Annotated in this window: 22 protein-coding genes; 8 read left to right on the plus strand and 14 right to left on the minus strand. The window is 74.0% G+C overall.

The genetic code is table 11. The features are described from left to right. The first annotated feature begins 17 nt into the window (after positions 1-17). Entirely contained in the window at positions 18-332 is a 315-nt protein-coding gene (locus CPE01_RS14865) for a hypothetical protein (protein ID WP_146807597.1), read from the plus strand. Between the two features lie 27 nt (positions 333-359). Here CPE01_RS14865 and CPE01_RS14870 read toward each other — a convergent pair whose 3' ends face one another. The 3 genes from CPE01_RS14870 to CPE01_RS14880 all read right to left on the minus strand — a co-directional run bounded on the left by CPE01_RS14870 (position 360) and on the right by CPE01_RS14880 (position 2,568). After that, on the minus strand, positions 360-812 hold the full coding sequence (locus CPE01_RS14870; protein ID WP_146807598.1) for a contact-dependent growth inhibition system immunity protein: 453 nt from the start codon (positions 810-812) through the stop codon (positions 360-362). Between the two features lie 139 nt (positions 813-951). Further along, positions 952-2,211: a putative T7SS-secreted protein gene (locus CPE01_RS14875; protein ID WP_146807599.1), complete on the minus strand. Its 1,260-nt coding sequence runs from the start codon at positions 2,209-2,211 to the stop codon at positions 952-954. Positions 2,212-2,241: 30 nt separating this feature from the next. After that, positions 2,242-2,568 carry a hypothetical protein gene (locus tag CPE01_RS14880; RefSeq protein WP_146807600.1) on the minus strand — a complete coding sequence of 109 codons (327 nt, stop codon included), beginning with the start codon at positions 2,566-2,568 and terminating at the stop codon, positions 2,242-2,244. 264 nt (positions 2,569-2,832) lie between these two features. Between CPE01_RS14880 and CPE01_RS14885 the strand changes: the two genes are divergently transcribed. After that, positions 2,833-4,443 (plus strand): methyl-accepting chemotaxis protein, encoded by a 1,611-nt coding sequence (locus CPE01_RS14885; protein WP_146807601.1) that lies wholly within the window; start codon positions 2,833-2,835, stop codon positions 4,441-4,443. Positions 4,444-4,459: 16 nt separating this feature from the next. On the opposite strand, the gene CPE01_RS16535 is transcribed toward CPE01_RS14885, so the two are convergent. Together CPE01_RS16535 and CPE01_RS14895 are read right to left on the minus strand one after the other, a co-directional pair. Continuing rightward, positions 4,460-5,350, minus strand: coding sequence for a membrane protein FAM174 family protein (locus tag CPE01_RS16535; protein WP_186811569.1), 891 nt, complete (start codon positions 5,348-5,350; stop codon positions 4,460-4,462). A gap of 120 nt (positions 5,351-5,470) precedes the next feature. Continuing rightward, positions 5,471-6,025: a GNAT family N-acetyltransferase gene (locus tag CPE01_RS14895; protein ID WP_146807602.1), complete on the minus strand. Its 555-nt coding sequence runs from the start codon at positions 6,023-6,025 to the stop codon at positions 5,471-5,473. A gap of 235 nt (positions 6,026-6,260) precedes the next feature. Here CPE01_RS14895 and CPE01_RS14900 point away from each other — a divergent pair, with 235 nt between their 5' ends. Further along, positions 6,261-6,905: a hypothetical protein gene (locus tag CPE01_RS14900; RefSeq protein ID WP_146807603.1), complete on the plus strand. Its 645-nt coding sequence runs from the start codon at positions 6,261-6,263 to the stop codon at positions 6,903-6,905. Beyond that, the gene (locus CPE01_RS14905; RefSeq protein ID WP_146807604.1) at positions 6,905-7,210 is read left to right on the plus strand and encodes a hypothetical protein; all 306 of its coding nucleotides are present in this window, start codon (positions 6,905-6,907) and stop codon (positions 7,208-7,210) included. Before CPE01_RS14900 ends, CPE01_RS14905 begins: the two co-directional genes overlap by 1 nt. Positions 7,211-7,362: 152 nt before the next feature. Here the strand turns inward: CPE01_RS14905 and CPE01_RS14910 are convergent, their stop codons facing one another. The 3 genes from CPE01_RS14910 to CPE01_RS14920 form a co-directional block, all read right to left on the minus strand. Further along, positions 7,363-7,701: a cupin domain-containing protein gene (locus CPE01_RS14910; RefSeq protein ID WP_146807605.1), complete on the minus strand. Its 339-nt coding sequence runs from the start codon at positions 7,699-7,701 to the stop codon at positions 7,363-7,365. Between the two features lie 196 nt (positions 7,702-7,897). Then, on the minus strand, positions 7,898-8,146 hold the full coding sequence (locus tag CPE01_RS14915; RefSeq protein WP_146807606.1) for a YbdD/YjiX family protein: 249 nt from the start codon (positions 8,144-8,146) through the stop codon (positions 7,898-7,900). After that, positions 8,146-10,506, minus strand: coding sequence for a carbon starvation CstA family protein (locus tag CPE01_RS14920; RefSeq protein ID WP_146807607.1), 2,361 nt, complete (start codon positions 10,504-10,506; stop codon positions 8,146-8,148). Before CPE01_RS14920 ends, CPE01_RS14915 begins: the two co-directional genes overlap by 1 nt. Before the next feature lie 247 nt (positions 10,507-10,753). Here CPE01_RS14920 and CPE01_RS14925 point away from each other — a divergent pair, with 247 nt between their 5' ends. Continuing rightward, complete coding sequence (locus tag CPE01_RS14925) at positions 10,754-12,868, plus strand: AfsR/SARP family transcriptional regulator (RefSeq protein WP_186811570.1); 2,115 nt, start codon at positions 10,754-10,756, stop codon at positions 12,866-12,868. A gap of 295 nt (positions 12,869-13,163) precedes the next feature. Here CPE01_RS14925 and CPE01_RS14930 read toward each other — a convergent pair whose 3' ends face one another. From CPE01_RS14930 to CPE01_RS14945, 4 genes are all read right to left on the minus strand, one after another. Next, a complete protein-coding gene (locus CPE01_RS14930) occupies positions 13,164-15,179 on the minus strand; it encodes an ABC transporter ATP-binding protein (RefSeq protein WP_246783983.1) in 2,016 nt (671 codons plus the stop codon). Further along, the gene (locus CPE01_RS14935) at positions 15,176-15,763 is read right to left on the minus strand and encodes a TlpA family protein disulfide reductase (protein WP_146807609.1); all 588 of its coding nucleotides are present in this window, start codon (positions 15,761-15,763) and stop codon (positions 15,176-15,178) included. The genes CPE01_RS14930 and CPE01_RS14935 overlap by 4 nt, the downstream gene beginning before the upstream one ends. A gap of 9 nt (positions 15,764-15,772) precedes the next feature. Then, on the minus strand, positions 15,773-16,294 hold the full coding sequence (locus CPE01_RS14940; RefSeq protein ID WP_186811571.1) for a MauE/DoxX family redox-associated membrane protein: 522 nt from the start codon (positions 16,292-16,294) through the stop codon (positions 15,773-15,775). Between the two features lie 214 nt (positions 16,295-16,508). After that, positions 16,509-17,408 carry a LysR family transcriptional regulator gene (locus tag CPE01_RS14945; protein ID WP_146807611.1) on the minus strand — a complete coding sequence of 300 codons (900 nt, stop codon included), beginning with the start codon at positions 17,406-17,408 and terminating at the stop codon, positions 16,509-16,511. Between the two features lie 110 nt (positions 17,409-17,518). On the opposite strand from CPE01_RS14945, the gene CPE01_RS14950 reads away from it, so the two are divergent. From CPE01_RS14950 to CPE01_RS14960, 3 genes are all read left to right on the plus strand, one after another. Continuing rightward, the gene (locus CPE01_RS14950; protein ID WP_146807612.1) at positions 17,519-18,379 is read left to right on the plus strand and encodes an aldo/keto reductase; all 861 of its coding nucleotides are present in this window, start codon (positions 17,519-17,521) and stop codon (positions 18,377-18,379) included. A 19-nt stretch (positions 18,380-18,398) separates the two neighbouring features. After that, complete coding sequence (locus CPE01_RS14955) at positions 18,399-19,334, plus strand: aldo/keto reductase (protein ID WP_146807613.1); 936 nt, start codon at positions 18,399-18,401, stop codon at positions 19,332-19,334. 205 nt (positions 19,335-19,539) lie between these two features. Continuing rightward, positions 19,540-20,670: a serine hydrolase domain-containing protein gene (locus CPE01_RS14960; protein ID WP_371862015.1), complete on the plus strand. Its 1,131-nt coding sequence runs from the start codon at positions 19,540-19,542 to the stop codon at positions 20,668-20,670. Between the two features lie 83 nt (positions 20,671-20,753). On the opposite strand, the gene CPE01_RS14965 is transcribed toward CPE01_RS14960, so the two are convergent. Both CPE01_RS14965 and CPE01_RS14970 read right to left on the minus strand, forming a co-directional pair. Beyond that, positions 20,754-21,167 carry a RidA family protein gene (locus CPE01_RS14965; protein ID WP_146807615.1) on the minus strand — a complete coding sequence of 138 codons (414 nt, stop codon included), beginning with the start codon at positions 21,165-21,167 and terminating at the stop codon, positions 20,754-20,756. Positions 21,168-21,348: 181 nt separating this feature from the next. Continuing rightward, a partial coding sequence (locus CPE01_RS14970; protein ID WP_186811573.1) for an endo-1,4-beta-xylanase occupies positions 21,349-22,177 on the minus strand: 829 nt, incomplete at its 5' end.

A 22,177-nucleotide genomic window follows, 5' to 3' on the forward strand; every position in this document is an offset into this window, starting at 1 on the left:
GACTCCCGGAGACACCCATGCACTCGACGTACCAGCGCGCGTCCGTGACGCGCGTGCAGAACCGCCCCGGGACGGCGCCCGCGCGCGGCGTGTCCCTCGCCGACTACGCGCAGGCGCTCGAGGCCCGCTCCGACGGCCGGCGCTACGGCCGCAACAAGGTCAAGGACGTGCCCGGCCAGGCCGTCGTCACGTTCCCGGACGGGCGCGTCGAGCGCGTCCCGTTCACGCAGGACACCGTCACGGAGGGTCGCGTCGTGTGGATCCGGACCGCGTGGCGCCGTCGCCGCTCGCGCCGCCCGCGCTCCGCGACGGTCTTCCAGGTCGCCGACTGATCGCTCCCGCCCGACGCGGCGAGACGCTCAGGCGCGCAAGCGCGACGCGGCGCGGGTGAGCTCGTCGTCCTCCAGGACCGGGTAGTCCGGGTCGTCGGGATCCAGGCGCGACAACGCCTCCCGCAGCACCGCGAGCTCCTGCGGCCGCTGCGCCCAGTACTCGTCGGGCACGTGCAGCACCGCCATGAGGAGGTCGCCCGGGTAGTGGTCGCCCTCGAGCAGCGGGCGGTAGCGCAGCATGCCGAGCGCGAGCGGGACGGTCGTACCCAAGGCCACGTGCTGCCCGACGAGCAGGCGCAGGTCCTCGACGGTGAGCTCGCCCAGCGGGACGCGGCGCAGCGCGTGCACGCGGCGCACGGTGCTCGGCGCGTCGTCGGGCGCCGGCGGCCAGGCCGGACGGTCGACGTCGTCGAGCGTGCTCGACGCGAGCGCCAGGATCTCGGCGGGGATCGGGACCCTCGCCGTGCCGTCGTCGCTCATCGGGTGCTCCTCGTGGTTCGCCGCGGGGCGGCTCGGTCCTGGTCGTCGCGACGCGGTCGTCGGGCCGCGCGCTCGTCGTGCCGTGTCTTCGGGGTCGTCCGCACTGTCGTCGTCCGCACTGTCGTCCGCACCGTCGCCCTCACTGCGGCGGCACGAACTGACGGGAGTAGTCCAGCAGCCTCGACGCCTCGGACAGCTCGTCCTGCGCGGCCTGTCGCGCCTGGTCGGACAGCCGGGAGTCGCCGAGCTGGCGTTTGAGCTGCTCGATCCGGTTGATCAGCCCGCGTTGGGCGTCGCGGACCTCACCGACGTGGTCCCACGGCCGGCCGTCGGGCTTGCGGGCGACGACCTCGCCGTTCAGCTCACGGCGCGCGGCGTCCAGGTCGCGGTCGGTCAGGTGCTCCTTCATGCGGTCCGTCTTGGTGCCGGACCGGCCCTGCGACCCGGGCGAGGACGGCTGGCTCGCGCGCTGCTCGAGCACCTCGACGCGCGAGTCCCCGGCCGCGTGCTGCGCGAGCGAACCCGCACCCGCCGCCGCCATCCCCGCACCCGCGACGATCCCCGCGGCCGCGACGACGTTGAGCGGCACGCCGACGATGGCGCCGACGCCCGTCGCGTCGAGCGCGAGCCCGCCACCCTCGCCGACACCGCTCACGCCCATGAGCAGCAGCCCGCCGAGCAGCAGCGCCGCGTCGCCCGGGTGGTGGACCATCGCGTTGCCGAACGACGCGAGCCCGTTGACGACCGCGATGCCGACGTCCTGCAGCCCGTTGCCGACCCACTCGGCCGCGTCGCCGATCGCGTCCCCGACCTCGTCCCAGAAGCTCGGCTCCTCGGGCGCGCCGTCGCGGGCGCGCGCGACGACCCGCTCGGCGGTGTCCCCCGCGGAACGCACCTGCGCACGCGAGTCGGCCAGGAGGTCCCGAGCGGCCTGGCGTGTGGCCTCGCCCGTGTCCTGGAAGGCCGGCACCGGCGGGGGGACGGGACCGCCCGACTGCTCGGCGGCTCGTCGTCGGGCGTCGTGGTCGCGGACCTGCGCGTCGTGCGCCGCACGCGCGTCGACCGTCTGCTGCTCGCCGCGCGCCCACAGGTCGATGGCCTCGGACGCCCGGCCCTGCGCCCACTGCAGCGTCGAGGCGTACGTGTCGACCGCGCCCGCCGCGTCCGAGAACGCGTCGGCGGCGTCGAGCCAGCGCTTGGGCTGCGCCCGGTAGCGCTCGTGGAACGCGTCGGCGGCCTCGCCGCTCCAGCCCGCCTCGGTGTCGATCCGGCGCAGGCCCTGCCCCGCCGTGTCGAGCGACTCCCCGTAGGCACGCAGCTTCCAGACGAGGTCCGCGAGCGCCGACGGGTCCCCCGGGACCAGAGCCCGGGCGTCGGTCGTCTGCCCGAGCTCAGTCATCGCCCGCCCCCTGTCGTCGGACGACGCCCGTCACGGCGCACCCGGGTCGTCGCCCGTCGAGCGTCCGATCACCCCGCGGAACCCGGCGGCGTGCGCCTCGTCGGTGCCCGAGTACGCCCGCACCACCTCGGCGAGCTGCGTGACGACCGCGTCGACGTCCTTCTCCAGGTTCACCACGCCGATGTCCCACCGTCGGCAGAACTGCCCGAGCGTGCCCGCGAGCGCGTCGTGCCCCACCTGGTCCGACGACGGCTCCAGGTCCTCGACGCGCGTCGTCGCCATCTGGTCCATCGTGTCGAGGATCCCGTTGGCCGCGTCCGAGAGCGCGGTGAGATCGACCGAGAAACCGTCCCCCATGCCAGCGAGCATAGGAGCCCACCCCGTGCCCGCCACCCGTCGGGACAACCCGGTCAGACCGGGACACGCCCTGCCGGGACGGTCACCGCAGGCGACCCGCGACGAGGCGGCGCGCAGCGGGCGAGGCGCCGCCGCGACGTCACGGACGTCACACCCGACATCGGGAACGTCACCCTGTGCCCGGGTCACATCCCCTCACGCGACGTCGATCGGTCCTTCCGGTAGCCGAACCGGGCGACGACGACGGATCAGGGGTGTGCAGGCATGGGTGGCGACACGAGGGACAAGGCAGCAACGGGGCGCGGACGGCGGTCGTTCGCGGACCTGCCGATCGCGGCACGCATCGCGTCCGCGGTGGGTGTGGTGGCGGTCGTGGCCGTCACGATGGGCGTGACCGGGTACATGAGCACCAGGAACCTCGAGGAGGGTCAGCAGGAGCTCTACCAGGAGCGCGTCGTGCCGCTCGTCCTCATCGGCGACATCCAGCGCGAGGTCCAGGGCAGCCGCGCTCGCGCGATGACGCTCGGCTTCCTCGACGAGGGCGCTCGCGAGGACCAGCTCGCCGAGCTCGACCAGCGCGAGAAGGACGTCCTGGCACTCGTCGAGGACTACGAGCAGTACGCCACCCCGGACGCAGGTCCGGCCGCCGTCAAGATCGCCGAGTTCCACGAGTACGTGCGCACGACGTGGCTGGACACGATCGTCAACGACCACGAGGACCTCACGCGCCTCTACCAGGACGAGTTCTACCCGATGATCGACGCGACGCTCAATCTCATCTCCGACGAGGCGAAGGCGCAGGCCGACCTCGCTGACGAGCTCAACGAGCGGGGCTACCAGGACGCCAATCGTGCGCAGCTGCTCCTCTTGGTCACGCTCGCGATCGGCATCGTCGTCGCCGCCGTCGTCGTCGTGCTCGTGGTGCGCCAGATCACGCACGCGATCACCAAGGTCGGCGACGCGATCGCCGCGCTCCGCAACGGTGACCTGACCGTCGAGCCCGACGTGCACACCGCCGACGAGCTCGGCCGGATGGCCGACGGGCTCGCCGGTGCCGTCACGACGCTGCGCGAGACCGTCCGGTCGGTCACGAGCTCGTCGGACACCGTCGCCGCCGCCTCCGAGGAGCTCTCCGCGGCGGGCACCCAGGTCGCCGCGGGAGCCGAGGAGACGTCGGCCCAGTCCGGTGTCGTCGCCGCCGCGGCCGAGCAGGTGTCGCGCAACGTGCAGGCCGTCGCCGCCGGCGCGGAGCAGATGGGCGCCAGCATCCGCGAGATCGCGCAGAACGCGCACGAGGCCGCCAAGGTCGCCGAGCAGGCCACCACGGTCGCCGCCGAGACCAACGAGACCGTCGCGAAGCTCGGTGCGAGCTCGCGCGAGATCGGCGACGTCGTCAAGGTCATCACGACCATCGCCGAGCAGACCAACCTGCTCGCGCTGAACGCGACGATCGAGGCCGCGCGGGCCGGTGAGGCCGGCAAGGGCTTCGCGGTCGTGGCCGGTGAGGTCAAGGAGCTCGCTCAGGAGACCGCCAGGGCGACCGGGGACATCGCGCGTCGCGTCGAGGCGATCCAGACCGACACCGACGGCGCCGTGGCCGCGATCGAGCAGATCAGCCAGATCATCAGCCAGATCAACACCTACCAGCTGACCATCGCGTCGGCCGTCGAGGAGCAGACCGCGACGACGAACGAGATGTCGCGCGGCGTGACCGAGGCCGCCACCGGGTCGAGCGAGATCGCCGGCAACATCACCGGCATCGCGACCGCCGCGGGCACCACCAGCGAGGTCTCGGGTCAGATGCGCTCGGCGATCGACGAGCTCGCGCAGCTCGCGACCGACCTGCGCACGAAGGTCTCCGTCTTCACCGTCTGACGGACCGACGACGTCGCTAGACGGGCTGCCGTCCGGCAGCCACCCGCCGGCGCGCACGGGCCCGCACGACCCACCAGATCACCCCGCCGACCGTCAGGCCGAACCCGACCACGCCCAGCCCGATCGCGAGGAACACGCCCCCGACCGTCCCGAAGACACCCGACATGAACCCCGCGAGGTCGTGGCCCTCGACGAGCACGACCTGCGCGTCGGGCGACGATGCGACCGGCACGGTCAGCGTGTGCTCGCCGGCCGTCTCGACGCGGAACCCCGCCACGATGAACGCGCGGCTGCCGCCCATCGTCGCGGTGCCGTTCACGCCGGGCGGCTCGGCGGTGACCGACGTGCCGTCCGCGTGGACGAGCTGCGCCGTCCCCTCGAGCCGCGCGTACTGCTCGCTGGCCGGGACGACGAGGTAGAGGTCGTAGTAGCCGGGCTCGAGCGTCGCGGTCGTCGTACCCGGGGCGGTGGTCGACGCGACGGACGCCGAGCCCGGGTTGCCGCTGCCGTCGAGCACGCCGAACGGCACGATCGACACGAACGTCCGGACGACGAAGAACGCGACCACCGCCGTCGCGACCAGCAGCAGCACGCCGATCGTCGTGATCGTGACCGGCCCACGCAGCGACGTCGCGACCGGTCGCTGCGGCACAGCCGGTCGCGGGCCTCCGTACGGCCCGTACGCCCCCGGCCCCGCCGGGTACCCCTGCCCCCCGTACGGCTGCCCGGCATACGGCTGACCAGCAGAGAGACCCGGCTGCTGCTGCCCGCCATACGGCTGGCCGGCGGATGGCTGGCCGGGCTGCGGCCGGTCGGCCTGCGGCTGGACCGCGTACGGCTGCGGCCGGCTCGGCGGCGGTGCCGGCTGCTCACCGGGCTGGTTCGGCTCGTGCGGTGTGACCCCCATGCCGAGCGAGCCTACGGCCCGCGAGCGCGGCAACTGCGGCATCTGGGCCGATATCGATCCCCACCGTGGCTGCAGCAATGCGTGCAGCCGCCGTGCACTCCGAGGCCACCCACCCTGCATTCATCCCTGCATCGACCCGGAGGCCGTGCGGCGAGACGCTCGCGCGAGCGCCGAGAGGGGCGCGGGTGAGTGGAGCGGGCGTTGCATGAGGACGACGTCGTAGCCCGGGCGGTCCGTGACGCCGACCGGCTCGAAGCCCCAGGAGCGGTAGACGTCGTCGAGGTGCGGGTTGGACAGACGGTGGTCGAGGCGCAGCCACGTCACTCCCGCCGCGCGCGCCCGCGCGTCGGCCCACTCGACGATCGCCCGCCCGAGCCCGGATCCCGACGCGCGGCGGTCGACCATCAGGCCGTGCACGTAGAGCGCGGGCGTGTCCTCGTCGCCCCAGTACTCGGGGTCCGTGGCGAGCAGACGGACGGCGGCGACCACGCCCTCGTCGTCCTGCACCACCCACCACTGCCCGTCCGCGACCTGCGCGGCCACACGCTCGACCGGCACCGACCCGACGGGCCACTGGTCGATCCCGCGCTCGGCCATCCAGTCCTCGAGCGAACGCCGCAGCGCGTGGATCGCCGCGACGTCGTCGGCACCCGCCTGCCGTGGATCGATCCCCATGCCGTCCGACGATACGGACGTCCGCGACGCCACGCGGCCCGACGAGGCCGCGTCAGGTCGGACCCGCCCGCCCCTCCGCACGGCGAGGCTCGCGGGCGCCTGCCGTTCCGTGCGGGCGCGCGGTGCGGGCGTCGGGCGGTTTGCGTAGCGGTTACCGACGCGGTCCGGCCGGCCGGGCGCGAGGCTGGACGCGTCGCCCGCACGCTGTCACCCGCGAGGGCGGAAGGGGGCCTCGGTGACCGAGCTGACGCACGACGTCGCGCGCTCGCGCGCGCCCGAGCGCACCACGCCCACCGCCACGCAGCCGACACCCCTGCTCCCCGCACCGCTCGCGCACGAGCCCGCGGCCCCCGACCACGACGCCGCGTCGCACGGCGAGGCGCACGCGGCCGGGGCGTTCGACCGGCTGCGCCGGCACGGCGACCGCACGGTCCGCCGCATGATGAACGACGACGACGCCGGCCCGGTCGCCGACGGCTTCGTCGGCCCGGGTGATGCTCTGCCCGACAAGCCGGACGTCGGGACACCCGCCTACCTGCTCGCGTACGACCCGGCCGTGAAGAAGTACCGGCAGTCGGAGTACGAGACCGCGGTGCGCATCATCACGGAGCGGCAGGTCCGGCTGCGCCGCGCGGAGGAGGGCGCCCGGCACGACTGGGTCGACGACCACGGGACGACCTACGACGCGGTCGGCAACTTCCCGGCGACGTTCTTCGAGAAGCAGTGGCCCACGCTGCAGAAGCAGATCCGGCTGCACCTGGGCAAGGCGCAGGTCGTGCCGGTGGACGTGGCACAGTTCAGCGAGGATCAGCGGGCGCTGGTCCGTGCGTTCGTGGTCGACCTGGCGAACGCTCAGGTCGTGATCGTGGGAGACAAGTGATGGCCGGATCGGTGTTCCTCGAGGACGGTCGCGACTGGAGCACGTCCTCGTCGATCTTCTACTGGGCGATCGACTCGTTGGCCGCGCGTGCGTCGGAGCCGCTCGCGGAGGTGCTGCGGGAGATCAGCGAGTACAACCTGGGGGCGCTGAGCCTCGAGGACCTGGCGCCGGAGCAGCGTTCCGAGCTGGCGGGTCTGGTCGCCCAGCTCCCGGCGGTGGCGCGCGCCGAGCTGCCGGAGAGCGCGGGTCGCGACGACGTCGTCGCGCAGCTCGACGAGCTCGCCGCGCTGCTCACCACCGACTGACGACTCACCACCGTCTGGCGACTCACCACCGTCTGGCGACCGACCGCCGACTGACGACCGACCACCGTTCTCGGCCCCGCCACCCGTAGCTGCGCGATTCCGCACCCGGGCGATTCCGCACCCGGGCGAGCGGGCCGTCCTGCGGGGGCCGGTCAGGCCGTGCGCTGGCTGGGCTCGAGGCTGGTGACCGTGGTCAGCAGGAACACGGAGTCCTCGAGGGCCAGCACCGCGTGGCGCTCGTGCGTGAGGACGATCAGGTGCCCGGCCGCGACCTCGGACTCCTCGACCCCGGTCACGCGCACGCGGCCGACGAGCACCTGCAGGCTCGCCGCGTGCGGCGAGTTGTGCTCGGCGAGCTCGGTGCCCGCGACCAGCGCGAGCACGGTCTGGCGCAGCACGCCGTCGTGCACGACGAGCTGCGCGTCCCGGCCGTGCGCGGACGCCCGCGCGGCGTCGAGCCGCTCCACCACGGCAACCCCGAGATCCGTCACGCCACTCCCCCGATCAACTCCCCGCCGGCGCCCCCGACCGTGCGCCGCCAACTCCCCCACCCTGCCGCACGCCACCGGCCCGCGCGGCCCGAGCGGGTGGACTTCCGCTCGCTGAGCGAGCGCTTCTCCACCCAGAGCGCGGGCCAGGCGCGCCGGGCGGCAGCTGCCAAGCGGGCGGCGGTGTGGCGGGCGGGGGTCAGCAGCAGCCGGTGGTGACGGTGTGCTCGCGCGCGGCGTCGCGGGCGCGCCACCACTGCGCGCGGGTGAGCGGCGGGTGGTCGGGGTGGTCCGCCGCGTGCGCGGCGACGTACCGGTCGTACGCCGCCTCACCCGTCGACTCGCGCACGTACCACCGCACGCTCGTCGCGACCGCCCGCACGCCGGCAGCCAGCCGAGCCGCAGGCCGCGCGCGGAGCACGGGAGACCTCTCCAGGGCAGGACTCATCAGTGGTGCCCTCCTGCCAGCAGCTTCGGGTCGCCCACCTGCGCGTACTCCGCCTCGACCTTGCGCTCGAGCGGCGTCGGCACGAGCAGCCCGGACGGTGCGTAGAACCGCGACGGCTCGAACGGGTCCTCGCTGGACTCGATCTCCTTGCCCCCGCCGACGCGCAGCGCCCGGAGCACCGCCAGGAGTGCGGTGACCATGAGCAGCGCGACGAGCACGACGAACGCGATGGACAGCGTCCCCTGGATCGCGGTGTTGCGGACGGTGGCCTCGGCGTCCGCGAGCGCCTGGCCCTCGAGGCCGCCCGCGGCGATCTTGTCCTTCGTCGCGTTGTGCAGCGCCCAGTACCCGAGCGCGAGGTCGCTCGAGAAGATCTTCTGGAACGACGCGGTGAAGGTCGTCGCGGTGTCGATCGCGAGCGGCACCAACGGGATCCACGCCCATCTGACGTAGCCCTTCTTGACCACCATCACGGTGACGATGGTCAGCGCGCACGCGGCGATGAGCTGGTTCGCGATGCCGAACAGCGGGAACAGGGTCCTGATCCCGCCGTTGGGATCGGTCACGCCCATGAGCAGCAGCGAGCCCCAGGCAGCGACGACGACGCCCGTGGTCAGCCACGAGCCGACGCGCCACCCGGGGTCACGGAACTTGGGCAGGACGTTGCCGATCGCGTCACCGAGCTGGAACCGCGCGACGCGCGTCACGGCGTCGACGGCGGACAGGATGAACAGCGCCTCGAACATGATCGCGAAGTGGTACCAGAACGACATCATGGCCTTGCCGCCGACGACGTTGTGCATGATGTTCGCCATCCCGACGGCCAGCGTCGGCGCGCCGCCGGTGCGGGACACGACGGACGGCTCCCCGACGTCCTGGGCGACGGCCTCGAGCGCGGGCGCGCCGGTGAGCGTGACCTCCTCGCCGTCGACGACGGTCTCCCAGATGATCTCGGGCTGGTTGCCCGCCGGGTCGGAGACGCCCAGGTTCGCGATCGCCGCCTCGGCGTTCTGCTCGGGGGTCGCCTCGGCGGAGTACGACGAGCCCGCGGTGGCCTCGATCGACGCGCCGGACATGTTCATCGAGAAGTAGATGCCCTGGTTGAGCGACACCGCGGCGGCGAGCGCCATGATCGCGACGAACGACTCCATGAGCATGCCGCCGTACCCGATCATCCGGGTCTGCGACTCCTTCTGGATCATCTTCGGCGTGGTGCCCGACGAGACCATCGCGTGCATGCCCGACAGCGCGCCGCACGCGATGGTGATGAACAGGAACGGGAACAGGGCGCCGGCGAACACGGGCCCCTCGGTGTTGAACGCGAACTCGGTGAAGTCCGGCATCTGCGCGACGGGCCGCACCACGATGATCCCGACGGCGAGCACGAGGATCGTGCCGACCTTCATGAACGTCGACAGGTAGTCGCGCGGCGTGAGCAGCAGCCACACCGGCAGCACCGCGGCGAGGAACCCGTAGATCACCATGCAGACGACGAGGGTCGTCGGCGTCAGGTGGAAGAAGTCGCCCCAGGACGACTCGGCGACGTAGCGCCCGCCGATGATCGCGGCGAGCAGCGCGAGGAACCCGATGATCGAGACCTCGGAGACCCGTCCGGGCCGCAGGAACCGCAGGTACAGACCCATGAGCAGGGCGATCGGGATGGTGCAGCCGACCGAGAACACGCCCCACGGGCTGTCCGCGAGCGCGTTCACGCACACGAGCGCGAGCACCGCCAGGACGATCATCAGCATGACGAACACGACGACGATCGCGACGGTCCCGCCGAACCGGCCGATCTCGTCGCGCGCCATCTGCCCGAGCGAGCGCCCGCCGCGCCGCATCGAGTAGAACAGCACGAGCATGTCCTGCACGCCGCCGGCGACGATGACGCCGAAGATGATCCACAGCGTCCCGGGCAGGTAGCCCATCTGCGCGGCGAGCACGGGACCGACGAGCGGCCCGGCGCCGGCGATCGCGGCGAAGTGGTGCCCGTACAGCACGCGCCGGTCGGTCGGGTCGAAGTCGCGGCCGTTGTTGACGCGCTCCGCCGGCGTGGCGCGCGTGTCGTCGGGTCGCATGACCCGTCGCTGCACGTACAGCGCGTAGAACCGGTACGCGATCGCGTAGGAGGCGACCGCGGTCACGACGAACCAGATGGTGTTGACCTCTTCGCCGCGGACGACCGCGAGCATGGTCCAGCCGGTCGCGCCGAGCAGCGCCACCGCCACCCAGACCGCGATCCTCGCGGGCGTCCACCGCGGCTTCTCGACGACGCCGACCGGCACCCCGGTGTCGTCCCGCAGCACCTCCGCCGCTTCGTCGTCGGTGTACTCGGGCAGGTCCCGCGTCGTGGTCGTCATGGTGGCAGCTCCATCGGTGCACAGGGGTGGCTCCGCCATGCTCGCGCTGCCCCGCCCGCGCGGCGACTGGACCCGTGTCCGACTCCCGCGAGCTCGCTCTGCCCCGGCAGCGACGCCGCCGACCCCGGCCGGGGGCGGGGGTTCGTACGAGTTGGACCGGTTGCGCTGCTATGTTCCGATCCGTTCACGGTCCGGCCGGACCCTCCAGCGTCGGGGGGTGCGCTGCGGGCCGGGCGGGGGGCGATGCATGTCTGTCATGGACGACGACGAGGTGACGGCGGCGGCCGCGCTGGAGTGCCGCGTGCTCGGCGAGCCGGAGATCCGGGTGCGGGGCGTGGTGGTGCCGTTGCGTGCCGCGAAGGTCAAGGCCCTCGTCGCGACGCTGCTGGTGCGGGCCGACCGCACCGCGACCGTCGAGGGCCTGCTCGACGACCTGTGGCCCGAGGGCTGCCCGCGCTCCGCGGTCGCCAACCTGCGCACGTACGCGACCCAGGTCCGCCGGTGCCTGCCGCGCGGACGGCTCCAGACCGTCGGCTCGGGCTACCGCCTGCTCACCCACGAGCACGAGGTGGACCTGACGCGCGCGCGTGCGCTCGCGGCGCGCGGGCGTGCCGCGGTCGATGCGGCGGTCGACGGGCGCGACCTCGCGGCCGCGCTGCCGCTGCTCGAGGCCGCGTGCGCCGAGTGGCGCGGGCGTCCGCTCGAAGGGCTCGTGCTCGGGTCGAGGCTCGAGGCCGTACGGACCGCGCTCGAGGACGAGCACCGGGCGGTGACGGAGCTGCGGCTGCGCGTCGCCCTGGCGCTGGGACGCGGCGGCGAGGTGGTCGCGGCGGCGCGGGCGCACGCGGCGACGAACCCGCTCGCCGAGTCCGCGCAGGAGCTGCTGATGCTCGCGCTGTGGCACGTGGGCGACCACGGGGGTGCGCTGCGCGTCTATGCCGCAGCGCGTGCGACGCTCGTCGGCGAGCTCGGGATCGAGCCGGGCGCGGGGCTGCAGCGTGTGCAGCGCGGGATCCTGCTGGGCGACGTCGCGCCGTCTGCCCTGCCTGGCTTCACGAACGTGGTCGAGGTGGGCGTGGCCGAGCACCTGCGTGCCACGCCCGAGCCGCGAGCGCACGACGGCCGTGCCGACCCGTCGGCCGGCCAGCCCGCTCCCGCACCCACTCCGCCGTCCGCGCAGGCGTGGCCTCAGGGCTCGACCGCGCCCTCGCGCGCGCCGCACGGTGCTGCCGCGCACGTCGCCCTCCCGCACCCCGTGGTGCCGCACGGTGCCGCCGCGCGCTCCGGCGTCGCGCACGGTCCCGTCGGACATCCCCTCGCGCCGCACGCGCCGGAGGCGCGGGGTGTGGTCCCGCACGAGGTCCCTGCACCGCCCGCCCTGCTGGTCGGTGTCGACGAGGCCGTGCAGCTGGTCGTCCGCGCCCTCGACGGCTCCGGCGGTCCGCGGGTCGCCCCCGTGGTGGTCGCCGTGCACGGGCCGTCCGGCGCGGGGACGTCGAGCGTCGTCGCCGCGGGTGCGAGGGCCGTCGCGGCCCACTACCCCGACGGCCAGGTCTACCTGGACCTGCAGCACGGGCGTCGCGACCCGGCGACGCTCGTCGAGGGCGCGCTGCGCTCGCTCGGTGCCGAGCGGGGCCCGTCCGCGCCGCTGCGGTGCGACGCGCCCGCCAGGTTGCGCTCGACGCTCCATGGCCGCCGTGTCCTGCTCGTCGTCGACAACGCGGTGGACGCCGCCCAGGCTCTCGCGCTGCTGCCCGGTGACGCGAGCTCGGCCGTGCTGGTCGCCTGCCGCGCCCTGCCTGCCACCCTGGTCTCGGCCGTCGACGTCGCCGTGCCGACGCTCGGTGAGGCGGACGCGATCGGTCTCTTCGAGGCCGCGGCGCGGCGGTCGGTCACCGGGCCCGAACGGGCGGTGGCAGCCCGGGTCGTCAGGCGCTGCGACCTGCGTCCGCAGCAGGTCTGCCTCGCGGGCGCCCGGCTGGCGGGTCGTCCGGACCTGTCGCTCGAGGACCTCGAGCGGGCGCTCGTCGAGGAGTCCTCGCGCTCGGCCTCGTTGCCCTCTGGCAACGTGGTAGCGCTCCCACCCCACGCCCGGGCGCACGAGTCGATGCTCCACGACCCGCCGCAGCATCACCCGAGGCTGCTTGACCCGACGAGGGACCCGGAGCTGCACGACGCCGTGGTGCCGGACGAGGGTGAGCTGCTCGCGGCGGTCGTCGTCGCGCTCGGCCGCTCGTCCCGCAACGACCTGACCCGGCTGGTGACCTCCCGGTCCGACGACGCCGACGTCGTCGCGGAGGCCCTCGGCCGCCTCGTCGGGCGCCGGGCGCCGGGGACGAGGGCCGAACCGCCCGCGCGGTGAACCGTCCAGCCGCGACGACGCGCGTGGAGCACACCCGCACCCGGTCGCCACGTCCGTGCCCGGCGCGGCTCGGCCGGGCACCGCGACGACGCGGCGGCCCGGCCGAGCACGAAGGTCAGCCGCAGCGGCCGATCGTGGTCCACACGGGTGCGCAGATGCTCCCGGCGCACCACCGACGCTGCCACGTGGTCCCCGCGCACCTGTACTGCCAGTAGCCGTTCATGGCTTCTCCTCTCGTCGGCCCGGCCGCTCGGCTCGGGCACCGGCGACGTTAGGAAGGCCGCGCACATTCCCCCTACAGGGCGGCTGTACCGGCCGGCTCGACCGCGACGCTCGTCGTCGTGAGGTCGCCGTACCCCTGCGCCTGCAGCGCGAACAGCCGCGCGTAGACACCGTCCGCCGCCACGAGGGTGGCGTGGTCGCCCTCCTCGCGGACCTCGCCGGCGTCCAGGACGACGATCCGGTCGGCGGACCGCAGCGCGCCGAGCCGGTGCGAGATCAGCAGCGCGGTCGTGCCGGCGCGCAGGTGCTGCAGGCTGCGGTGGATCTCGTGCTCGGCGGCCGCGTCGAGACCCGAGCTCGGCTCGTCGAGGACGAGCAGGTCGCTGCTGCCGAGGTAGGCCCGCGCGAGCGCGAGCCGCTGGCTCTGACCGCCGGACAGCGGAACCCCGGTCGCGTCGTGACCTGAGTCGTCGGACGGGTCGGGGCCCTCAGGGTCCGGCTCGAACCCGGTCATCTGCCGGGTCAGGAGCGTGTCGTAACCGCGCGGCAGGTCCCGCACCGCAGGGTCGATCCCGGCGAGGCGCGCCGCCTCGACCACCTGCGCGCGGTCACGCACCGCGTCCACCCGCCCGAGCGCGATGTTCTCGGCCGCCGTGAGGTCGTACGTCACGAAGTTCTGGAACACCGCGCCGAGCCTGGAGCGCAGCTGCTCCGGGTCGAGGTCGCGCAGGTCCACGCCGTCCCACAGGATGCGGCCACGCTCGGGGTCGTAGAACCGGCACAGCAGCTTGACCAGCGTGCTCTTGCCCGCGCCGTTGACCCCGACGAGACCCAGCGACGTGCCCGCGGGCAGCCACAGGTCGACGCCACGCAGGACCCAGTGCAGGTCGGGCGCGTACCGGAACCACACGTCCTCGACGAGGATCCCGTCACGCAGCGGCGGCACGGGCGTCGGTGCAGCGGGCACCGGCAGGTCGCGGGGGGCGCGGAGCACCACGTCGAGGTGACCGAACAGCAGCAGGCTCTCGTGCGCCTGCGCGAGTGACTGGATGACGGCGCTCAGCGCGGCCTGCACCCCGGCGACGGCCGCGACGAACAGCGTCACGTCGCCGACCGTCAACCGGCCGGCCCGTGCGGCGAGCACCGCCCACACGAGCCCGGCTCCCGAGACGACCGCGGAGCACAGCCCGAGCGGCACCTGCAGGCGCAGGTCCTGCCGGTCGACGAGGCGGTCGGCCGCGTTCACCGCGCGCCGGTCGGCGAGGATCCGCCCCAGCAGGAACGGCCCGAAGCCGAACAGCCGGATCTCCTGCGCGGCCTGCGGGTCGGTGAGGTACGTGCCGTAGACGAACTCACGGCGCTGCGCGGGCGTGGTGCGCCACATGACGTCCGCGCGGCGGCGCGCCAGCACCATCTCGACGACGAGCACCGGCACCGCGGCGAGCACCACGGCCGCGCCCATGACCCGGTTGATCGCGAGCAGCGACGCCAGGAACCCGACGATCGTCAGGGCACCTCCGAGCAGCCCGAACACCGTCTGCACGACCATGGTCGGGACGCCGTGCGACGACTGCTGCGCGAGCCGCAGCCGGTCGAGGAACCGCGGCGTCTCGAACCGCACGAGCCCCTGCAGGCGCCCGACGGCCCGGTAGAGCAGCTCGAGCGTGCGCACGCCGGCGGCCCGGTTGAGCTCGGCCCGCAGGTACTGCTGCACCTGCGGTGCCCACCCGGCCACGAGCCCGATCCCCGCGAGCGTCAGCGTCCACACCAGGAGGTCGCCGGTCGGGGCGCCCGCCTGCAGCCCGTCGAGCACGGCCTTCGTCGCCCACGCGACGAGCACCGGCAGCAGGGGCGTGCCGAGCGCGACGACGACGTACGTGGCCGTCACGCGCGGTGCTGCGTCCCACGCCAGCCGCAGCGCGCGCCCCGCGAGTCGCACGCTGCTCGTCGCCGACACCTGCTCGTCGGGACCCTCGCCGTCGGCATGCGGGCTGTCGGGATCCACGTCGTCGGGAGCCCGGTCGTCAGAAGCCCGGTCGTCGGGAAGCAGCTCGTCGGGACGCGGCGGGCCGGCGGCGCCGGACGTCACGCCGAGGCCTCGACCTGCGCAGCGAGGAGGTCGGCGACGACGGCGAGGTCGACGGAGGGTCCCGCGAACTCGACCACCCGATCGGGCGAGACCCACCGGAACGTCGGGACGTACTGCAGGCCGAGCGCGCCGAACACGCTGCTCTCGGCCCGGGCGGGGACCACCCGGGCGATCTCCTGGAGCTGCGCAGCGAGCGCGGGCGGCACGGTGCCGTCGTCGACGACCACGACGAGCACCTGGTCGCGGCCGCCGGGGACCACCGCCGCGGCGGACAGCAGCTCGGGCAGACGCTCCTGGCAGGGCGGGCAGTCAGGGCTGACCGCGGCGACGAGCGTCCACCCGGACAGGTCGTCCCGCGTGAGCGTCTCGCCGTCGAGCGTCGTGGCGTCGAACTCGCCGACGGGCAGGCCCACCGGGTGCATCCCCATCGCGGCGGGCGGTGCGGGGATCTCGGCGAGGCGCGCCTCGAGCCGGCCGATCGCCGCCTGGAGCTGGACGAGCACACGCGACTGGTTGAGCGTCACCCACAGCTGGACCAGCACGACGACGGCGAGCAGCAGGACGGCGGTGGCGAGGAAGGGCACGGCGGGCTCCTAGGTACGGGCGCGCGGGAGCGCGAGGGCGGCGAGGTCGTCCAGGCGGATCACCAGGACGGCGAGGACGGTGGCCGCGACGAGCGCGAGGGCGACGGACTCGGCGTGCTGGGGCAGCGCCCCGGGTCCGGCGACAACGACCGCGCACGCGACCAGGAGCATCGCGTTGCGCGCGACGTGGCGACCTCCCAGCGCTGCGCCGTTGCCGCCGAAGCACCGGCAGGTCAGCCCCGTGCGACGGCGTGCCGACGTCACGATCACGACGACGAACGCCGCGAGCAGCAGCGCGGCGAGCCCGGCACCCAGCCGCACGGTCGTCGGGACGACGAGCAGGACGGCGGCCGTGGCCTCGGCGGCGACCATGGCGCCGAGCACCGGCGAGACGACGCGCGCGGGCAGCAGGCGGGCCGTGCGGACCGAGGTGCGCAGCTCGTCGAACGGGCCGCTTCGCAGCTTGCTGGTCGAGGACACGGCGAAGACCAGGACCAGCAGGATGCGGCAGGCCAGGCTCAGCGTGTCCACGGCACTCCTCGTCGTCGGCGGCCGCGGGTCCTCGGGACGCACGGCCTGCGGGCGTGGCGAGGCTAGGTCGCGGTCAACCGGGCTCGATACAGCGCCGATACAGCGGCGCACGCTCGTCGTCCGGACGGGGGGCGGGACGACGAGACCCCCCGCCGGGACGCCGCGACGCGCGAGCACGACGAGGCGGGGCGAGAGGCGACGGTCGGGCCGAAGGTCAGGCGGGGACCGGCTCGCGCGGGGCGTCGGCGGCGTCGAGGAGCTCGAGCAGCGCGAGCGCGGCGGGGCTCGCGGGGCTGGTGTGCACCGCGGAGACGACCCACTGCGGCTCGGACTCGGGCAGCATCCGCACGGTGACGAGGCGCGCGGCCTGGGGCTTGGCGGCGATGTGCTCGGGGACGAGCGCGACGCCCATCCCCCGATCGACGAGCTCGAGCAGGGTGTGGATGTCGTCGACCGTGCAGCGCACGCGGCGGTGCACGCCGCGCGCCTCGAACGCGGCGTCGTTGAGGGAGCGCACGCCCCACGACGCGTGGAAGTCGACGAAGTCGGTGTCGGCGAGCTCGGTCCAGTCGAGCCGACCCGCGGTCGCGAGCGGGTGCTCGGGCGGGCACACCAGCACGACGGGCCGCCGACCGAGCACGGTGCGCGACGCGGCCCCGAGGTGGTCACCCGTCGCGACGAACGCGACGTCGAGGTCGCCCGTGCGCACCTGCGCCGCGAGCGCGTGCGAGCCGCCCTGCGTGAAGTCGATGTCGACCTGCGGGTAGCGGCGCTGCAGGCGGGACAGCAGGCTCGGCACGTCGACGAGCCCGAGGCACTGCTCGGCGCCGACGCGCAGGCGCCCGGACAGCTCGCTCGTCGCGCGCACCACGGCGTCGCGCCCGGCGACGGCCTCGGCGAGCATCGCGCGGGCGTGCGGCAGGAGCGCGCGGCACGCGTCGGTCGGCTCGACGCGGCGGGTGGTGCGCAGGAACAGCGGTGCGTCGAGCTCGTCCTCGAGGCTGCGGATGGCGGCGGAGAGGCCGGACTGCGAGACGCCCGCGATCGCGGCGGCACGCGTGAAGTGCTGCTCGTCGGCGAGGGCGACGAGGTACTCCATCTGACGCAGGTCCATTGATCGACTCCGGTGGTGAATGGCATCGCTGCTAGTTGTTGGACTTCTTGATCCAGCGTACCTACGGTCGGAACAGCCCACCCGGACGCCACGAGAGAAGTGAGACAGCCGTGCAGCAGCGCACCCTCGGTCCCCGCACCGTCTCGGCGATCGGCCTCGGCGGGATGCCCATGTCGATCGAGGGACGGCCCGACGAGGCCCGTTCCGTCGCGACGATCCACGCCGCGCTCGACGCGGGCGTCACGCTGATCGACACCGCCGACGCCTACCACCTGCACGCCGACGAGGTCGGGCACAACGAGGAGCTCATCGCCCGGGCGCTGCGCACGTACGGCGGCGACACGTCCGGCGTGCTCGTCGCGACGAAGGGCGGTCACCTGCGCCCGGGCGACGGCTCGTGGACGCAGGACGGCCGGCCCGAGTACCTCAAGGAGGCCGCGAAGGCGTCCGCGAAGCGCCTCGGCGTCGAGGCGATCGGGCTGTACCAGTTCCACCGCCCCGACCCGGCCGTGCCGTACGCCGACTCGGTCGGTGCGATCCGCGACCTGCTCGACGAGGGCGTCATCGAGCTCGCGGGCATCTCCAACGCGGACGTCGAGCAGATCGACCTCGCGAACGAGATCCTCGGCGGCCGGCTCGTCTCGGTGCAGAACCAGTTCTCGCCCGCCTTCCGCTCGTCGCAGGGCGAGCTCGAGCACTGCGCCGCGCTCGGCATCGCGTTCCTGCCGTGGAGCCCGCTGGGCGGCATCAGCCGCGCGCGCGAGGTCGGCGGCCGGCACGCGGTGTTCCAGGACGTCGCCGACGCGCACGGCGTGAGCCCGCAGCAGGTCACGCTCGCGTGGGAGCTCGCTCTCGCGCCCGTCGTGATCCCGATCCCCGGCTCGTCGCGGCCCGAGACCATCCAGGACTCGCTGCGCGCCGCCGAGCTGCAGCTGACCGACGACGAGGTCGCGGCCCTGTCCGCGCTCTGACACCCAGGAGCACCCACCCATGAAGCGCTTCACCTTCGCCGGCACCGACGTCGAGGCACCCGAGGTCGTGCTCGGGCTCATGCGGATCGCCGACAAGTCCGACGACGAGGTCCGCGAGCTCGTCCGGACCGCGCGCGACGCGGGCATCGACTTCGTCGACCACGCCGACATCTACGGCGGCGACGTCCACGCGTGCGAGCGCAGGTTCGCCGAGGCGATGGCACTGACGCCGTCGCAGCGCGACGAGCTGACGATCCAGACCAAGGCGGGCATCGTCACCGACGGCCCGTACTTCGACTTCTCGTACGAGCACCTGATCGAGGCCGTCGAGGGCTCGCTGCGCGCGCTGGGCACGGACCGGATCGACATCCTGCTGCTGCACCGCCCCGACGCGCTCGTCGAGCCCGAGGAGGTCGCGCGCGCGTTCGACGAGCTCGAGGCCGCGGGCAAGGTCCGGCACTTCGGCGTCTCGAACCACACGCCGCGCCAGATCGACCTGCTGCGCACGCACGTGCGTCAGCCGCTCGTCGCGAACCAGGTCCAGCTCTCGATCACGCACTCGCCGCTCGTCGCGCAGGGCGTCGCGGCGAACATGCAGGGGCTCGAGCAGTCGGTCGTGCGCGACGGCGGCGGCCTGCTCGACTACTGCCGGCTGAACGACATCGCCATCCAGGCGTGGTCGCCGTTCCAGGCGGGCTTCTTCGACGGCGTGTTCCTCGACCCGGAGCGCTACCCCGAGCTCAACGCCGTCATCGACCGGCTCGCGGCGCAGTACGACGTCGACCCGGTCGCGATCGCGACCGCGTGGATCACCCGGATCCCGGGCCGCACGCAGGTGGTCCTCGGCACGACGACGCCGGCGCGCGTCGCCGCGGCGGCCGCCGGCTCGGACCTGACGCTCACGCGCGCCGAGTGGTACGAGCTCCTGCGCGCCGCGGGCTACACCATCCCCTGACCCCCGGCCCCCTCCGCGACCCAGCGCTTGCTCCGGCTCTCCCCCTGCGAGCCGGAGCAGGCGCTGGGTCGCGGAGGTTGTCGGTGGTCGGGCCTACGGTCGCGTCGTGACCGAGCCCCGGACGTCGACCGTTCCCGCTGATCAAGCCGCCGTCGACCCGCTCGCTGCGGGTCGACCAGCGTCAGACGCGCACGCGTCGGGTCGGGTGGCGCGGGGCCTCGACGCCCGGGCTCTGGTCGCCGGCGTGCCGTCCGACCGCGCCGCGGTCGGGCTGAGCGTCGCCGTCGGCGGCAGCGGCCTCGCGCCCGACGCGTGCGCGACAGGTCAGGCCGACGTGCGCACGCATCGCCCGCTGCTGCCCGGCACGCTGCTGCACGCGTGCTCGATGAGCAAGCTCGTCGCAGCCGTCACCGTGCTGCGGCTCGTCGAGCTCGGGACGCTCGACCTCGACACCGACGCCTCGCGGTACCTGGACGTCCCGCTGCTGCGAGCCGACGACGCGCACGACCGGCCGGTGACGCTCGCTCACCTGCTCTCGCACCAGGCCGGGCTCGTCGACCCGGACGCCGCGGGCGAGCCGGTCGTGGCGGGCGCGTCGCCCGACCTGACCGCGCTCCTGAACGAAGGCGTGGTACCGGGCGCCGGGCCGGTCGCCGTCACCCGGCCCCCCGGGCAGGAGTTCGTCTACTCCGACGTGGGCTACTGGCTCGTCGAGCACGCCGTGACCCGCGCGACCGGTCGGCCGTACCCGGACGTCGTCGACGACCTGGTGCTCGCACCCCTGGGCCTCACGGGTCCGACGCCCGTCCCGGCCGCGGAGTCCGCCCCGCTCGCGGGCACGCACGCGCCGACCGCCTGGGCGTACGTGGACGCCGGGACGGGCGGACGCCTCGACCGCGTGGTCGACTCGGGCGCCGCGGTCGGGCACGGGACGGACGGGACCGCGCTGGACGACGAGCGCGCGGTGTACCGCGGGCTCGCGGCGGCCGGGCTCTGGGCGACACCGACAGCCCTCCTGCGCCTGCTGGTCGACCTCGTCGACTCGTGGCACGGCTCGTCGGACGGCGTGCTGACACCGGCGAGCGCGCGCACGCTGTGGTCCGCGCCCGGTCCGACGCGTCACGCGGCGCTCGGCGCGTTCCTGCTGCGCCACGGGACCGAGACGGTCGTCCAGACCCACGGATGGGGTGCGGGCTTCCAGGGGATCGCCCGCGCGCACCTCGACCGACGGTCGGCCGTCGTCGCGATGATGTGCTCCGACCCGGGCACGGACCAGGACGGGTCCGCGGTGGGCGCCGTCGCGGATGCGTGCACCGAGGCACCCGGGTCGTCGTAGATCGGCACGGTCCCACGCGTGCCCGTCCGAGCCGGCGTCCGCTCCGGCTCAGGCGCGCGAGAGCCGCAGCAGGCGCTGGGTCGTCATGCGGCGGGTGGGGTTCCGTCCGTGGCGGCCACGGCCGCGATCTCGATGAGGGCGCCCGGGACGCCGAGGCCCGCGACCCGGGCGGCAGTCACCAGCGGCGGAGTGCCGCCGGTGGCGAGGCGCGCGGCGATCGCGCCGTACGCCGCGCGCAGGTCCGCGTCCTGGTGGATGAGGACTGTCCACTGGACGACGTCACCGAGCGACGCCCCCGCGGCGGCGAGCGCCGTGGCGGCGTTGTCGAGCGCGCGGACCGACTGCTCCGCGACGTCGTCGGAGACGAGTGCCCCCTGGTCGTCGACGCCGTTCTGGCCGCCGACGTAGATCGTCGTCGCCCCCGCGGGCACGACGGCGACGTGACTGAATGCCGGGCTCACGACCAGCCCGGCCGGCTGCAGCTTGGTGATCTCCATCGATCCACCGTCCCACCGTCCTCCGACACGCGCGCCCCGCGCCGCCACCCGACAGCGGCCGGCGCCGTCGTTGCCGGCGCGTCCCCGGGACGCGGACGGGCGCGGCACCCTGTGCGGATGCCGCGCCCGTCGTGGTGGGTCGGTCTCGAGGTCGGTCGGGACGACCGTCGAGGTCAGCCCGTCAGGAGGCCGAGCAGCTGATCTGCGGCCACGACCAGTTCCCACCGTGGTTCACGGTGAAGCCGAACGTGGTCGACTGTCCGTTGGCGAGGCTGCCGCCCGTCACGACCATCGTGCGCTGGGCGGGCCAGCTGGCCTGGGCACCCCAGACCGCGCTGATGACCTGCGGGTAGGCGAGCTGGACGGTCGCGGTCCACGAGCTGATGTTGCCGTTGGCGCGGACCGTGACGTTGCCGTTGAAGCGGTCGCTCCACTTCTGGCCCTCGGAGTACGAGACCGAGCAGGTGCCACCGCTGGACGGAGGCGGCGTCGTCGGGTTCGTCGTCGGGTTGCTCGTCGGGTTGCTGGTCGGGTTGCCCGTCGGGCCGCCCTCGACCGGGGTGCCGCCCGCGTTGAGCTGGTTCAGGACGCTCGTGTACGCCTGCTTCTTGTTGCCCGAGCCGTCGAACAGCAGCGGCGTGCCCGAGGCGCGCCACGAGTCGGAGTCCTTGACGCCCCAGACCGTGATGCCGGTGCAGCGCGCGACGGAGAGGCACGCCTGGACGACGCCCTTGAACTGGTCGGCCTGCGACGAGCCGCTGCCCTCGATGTCGAGCTCGGTGATCTGCACGTCCACGCCGAGCGCGGCGAAGTTGCCGAGCGTCGTGTGGTAGTTCGACGGCACCGGGTTGCCCGAGTTGAAGTGTGCCTGGAAGCCGACGCAGTCGATCGGCACGCCGCGCGACTTGAAGTCCTTGACCATGTTGTACACGGCCTGGGTCTTGGCGTGCGACCAGTTGTCGGTGTTGTAGTCGTTGTAGCAGAGCTTGGCGCCCGGGTCGGCGGCGCGG

This window comes from Cellulomonas persica (genome assembly GCF_007989825.1).
GTDB lineage: Bacteria > Actinomycetota > Actinomycetes > Actinomycetales > Cellulomonadaceae > Cellulomonas > Cellulomonas persica.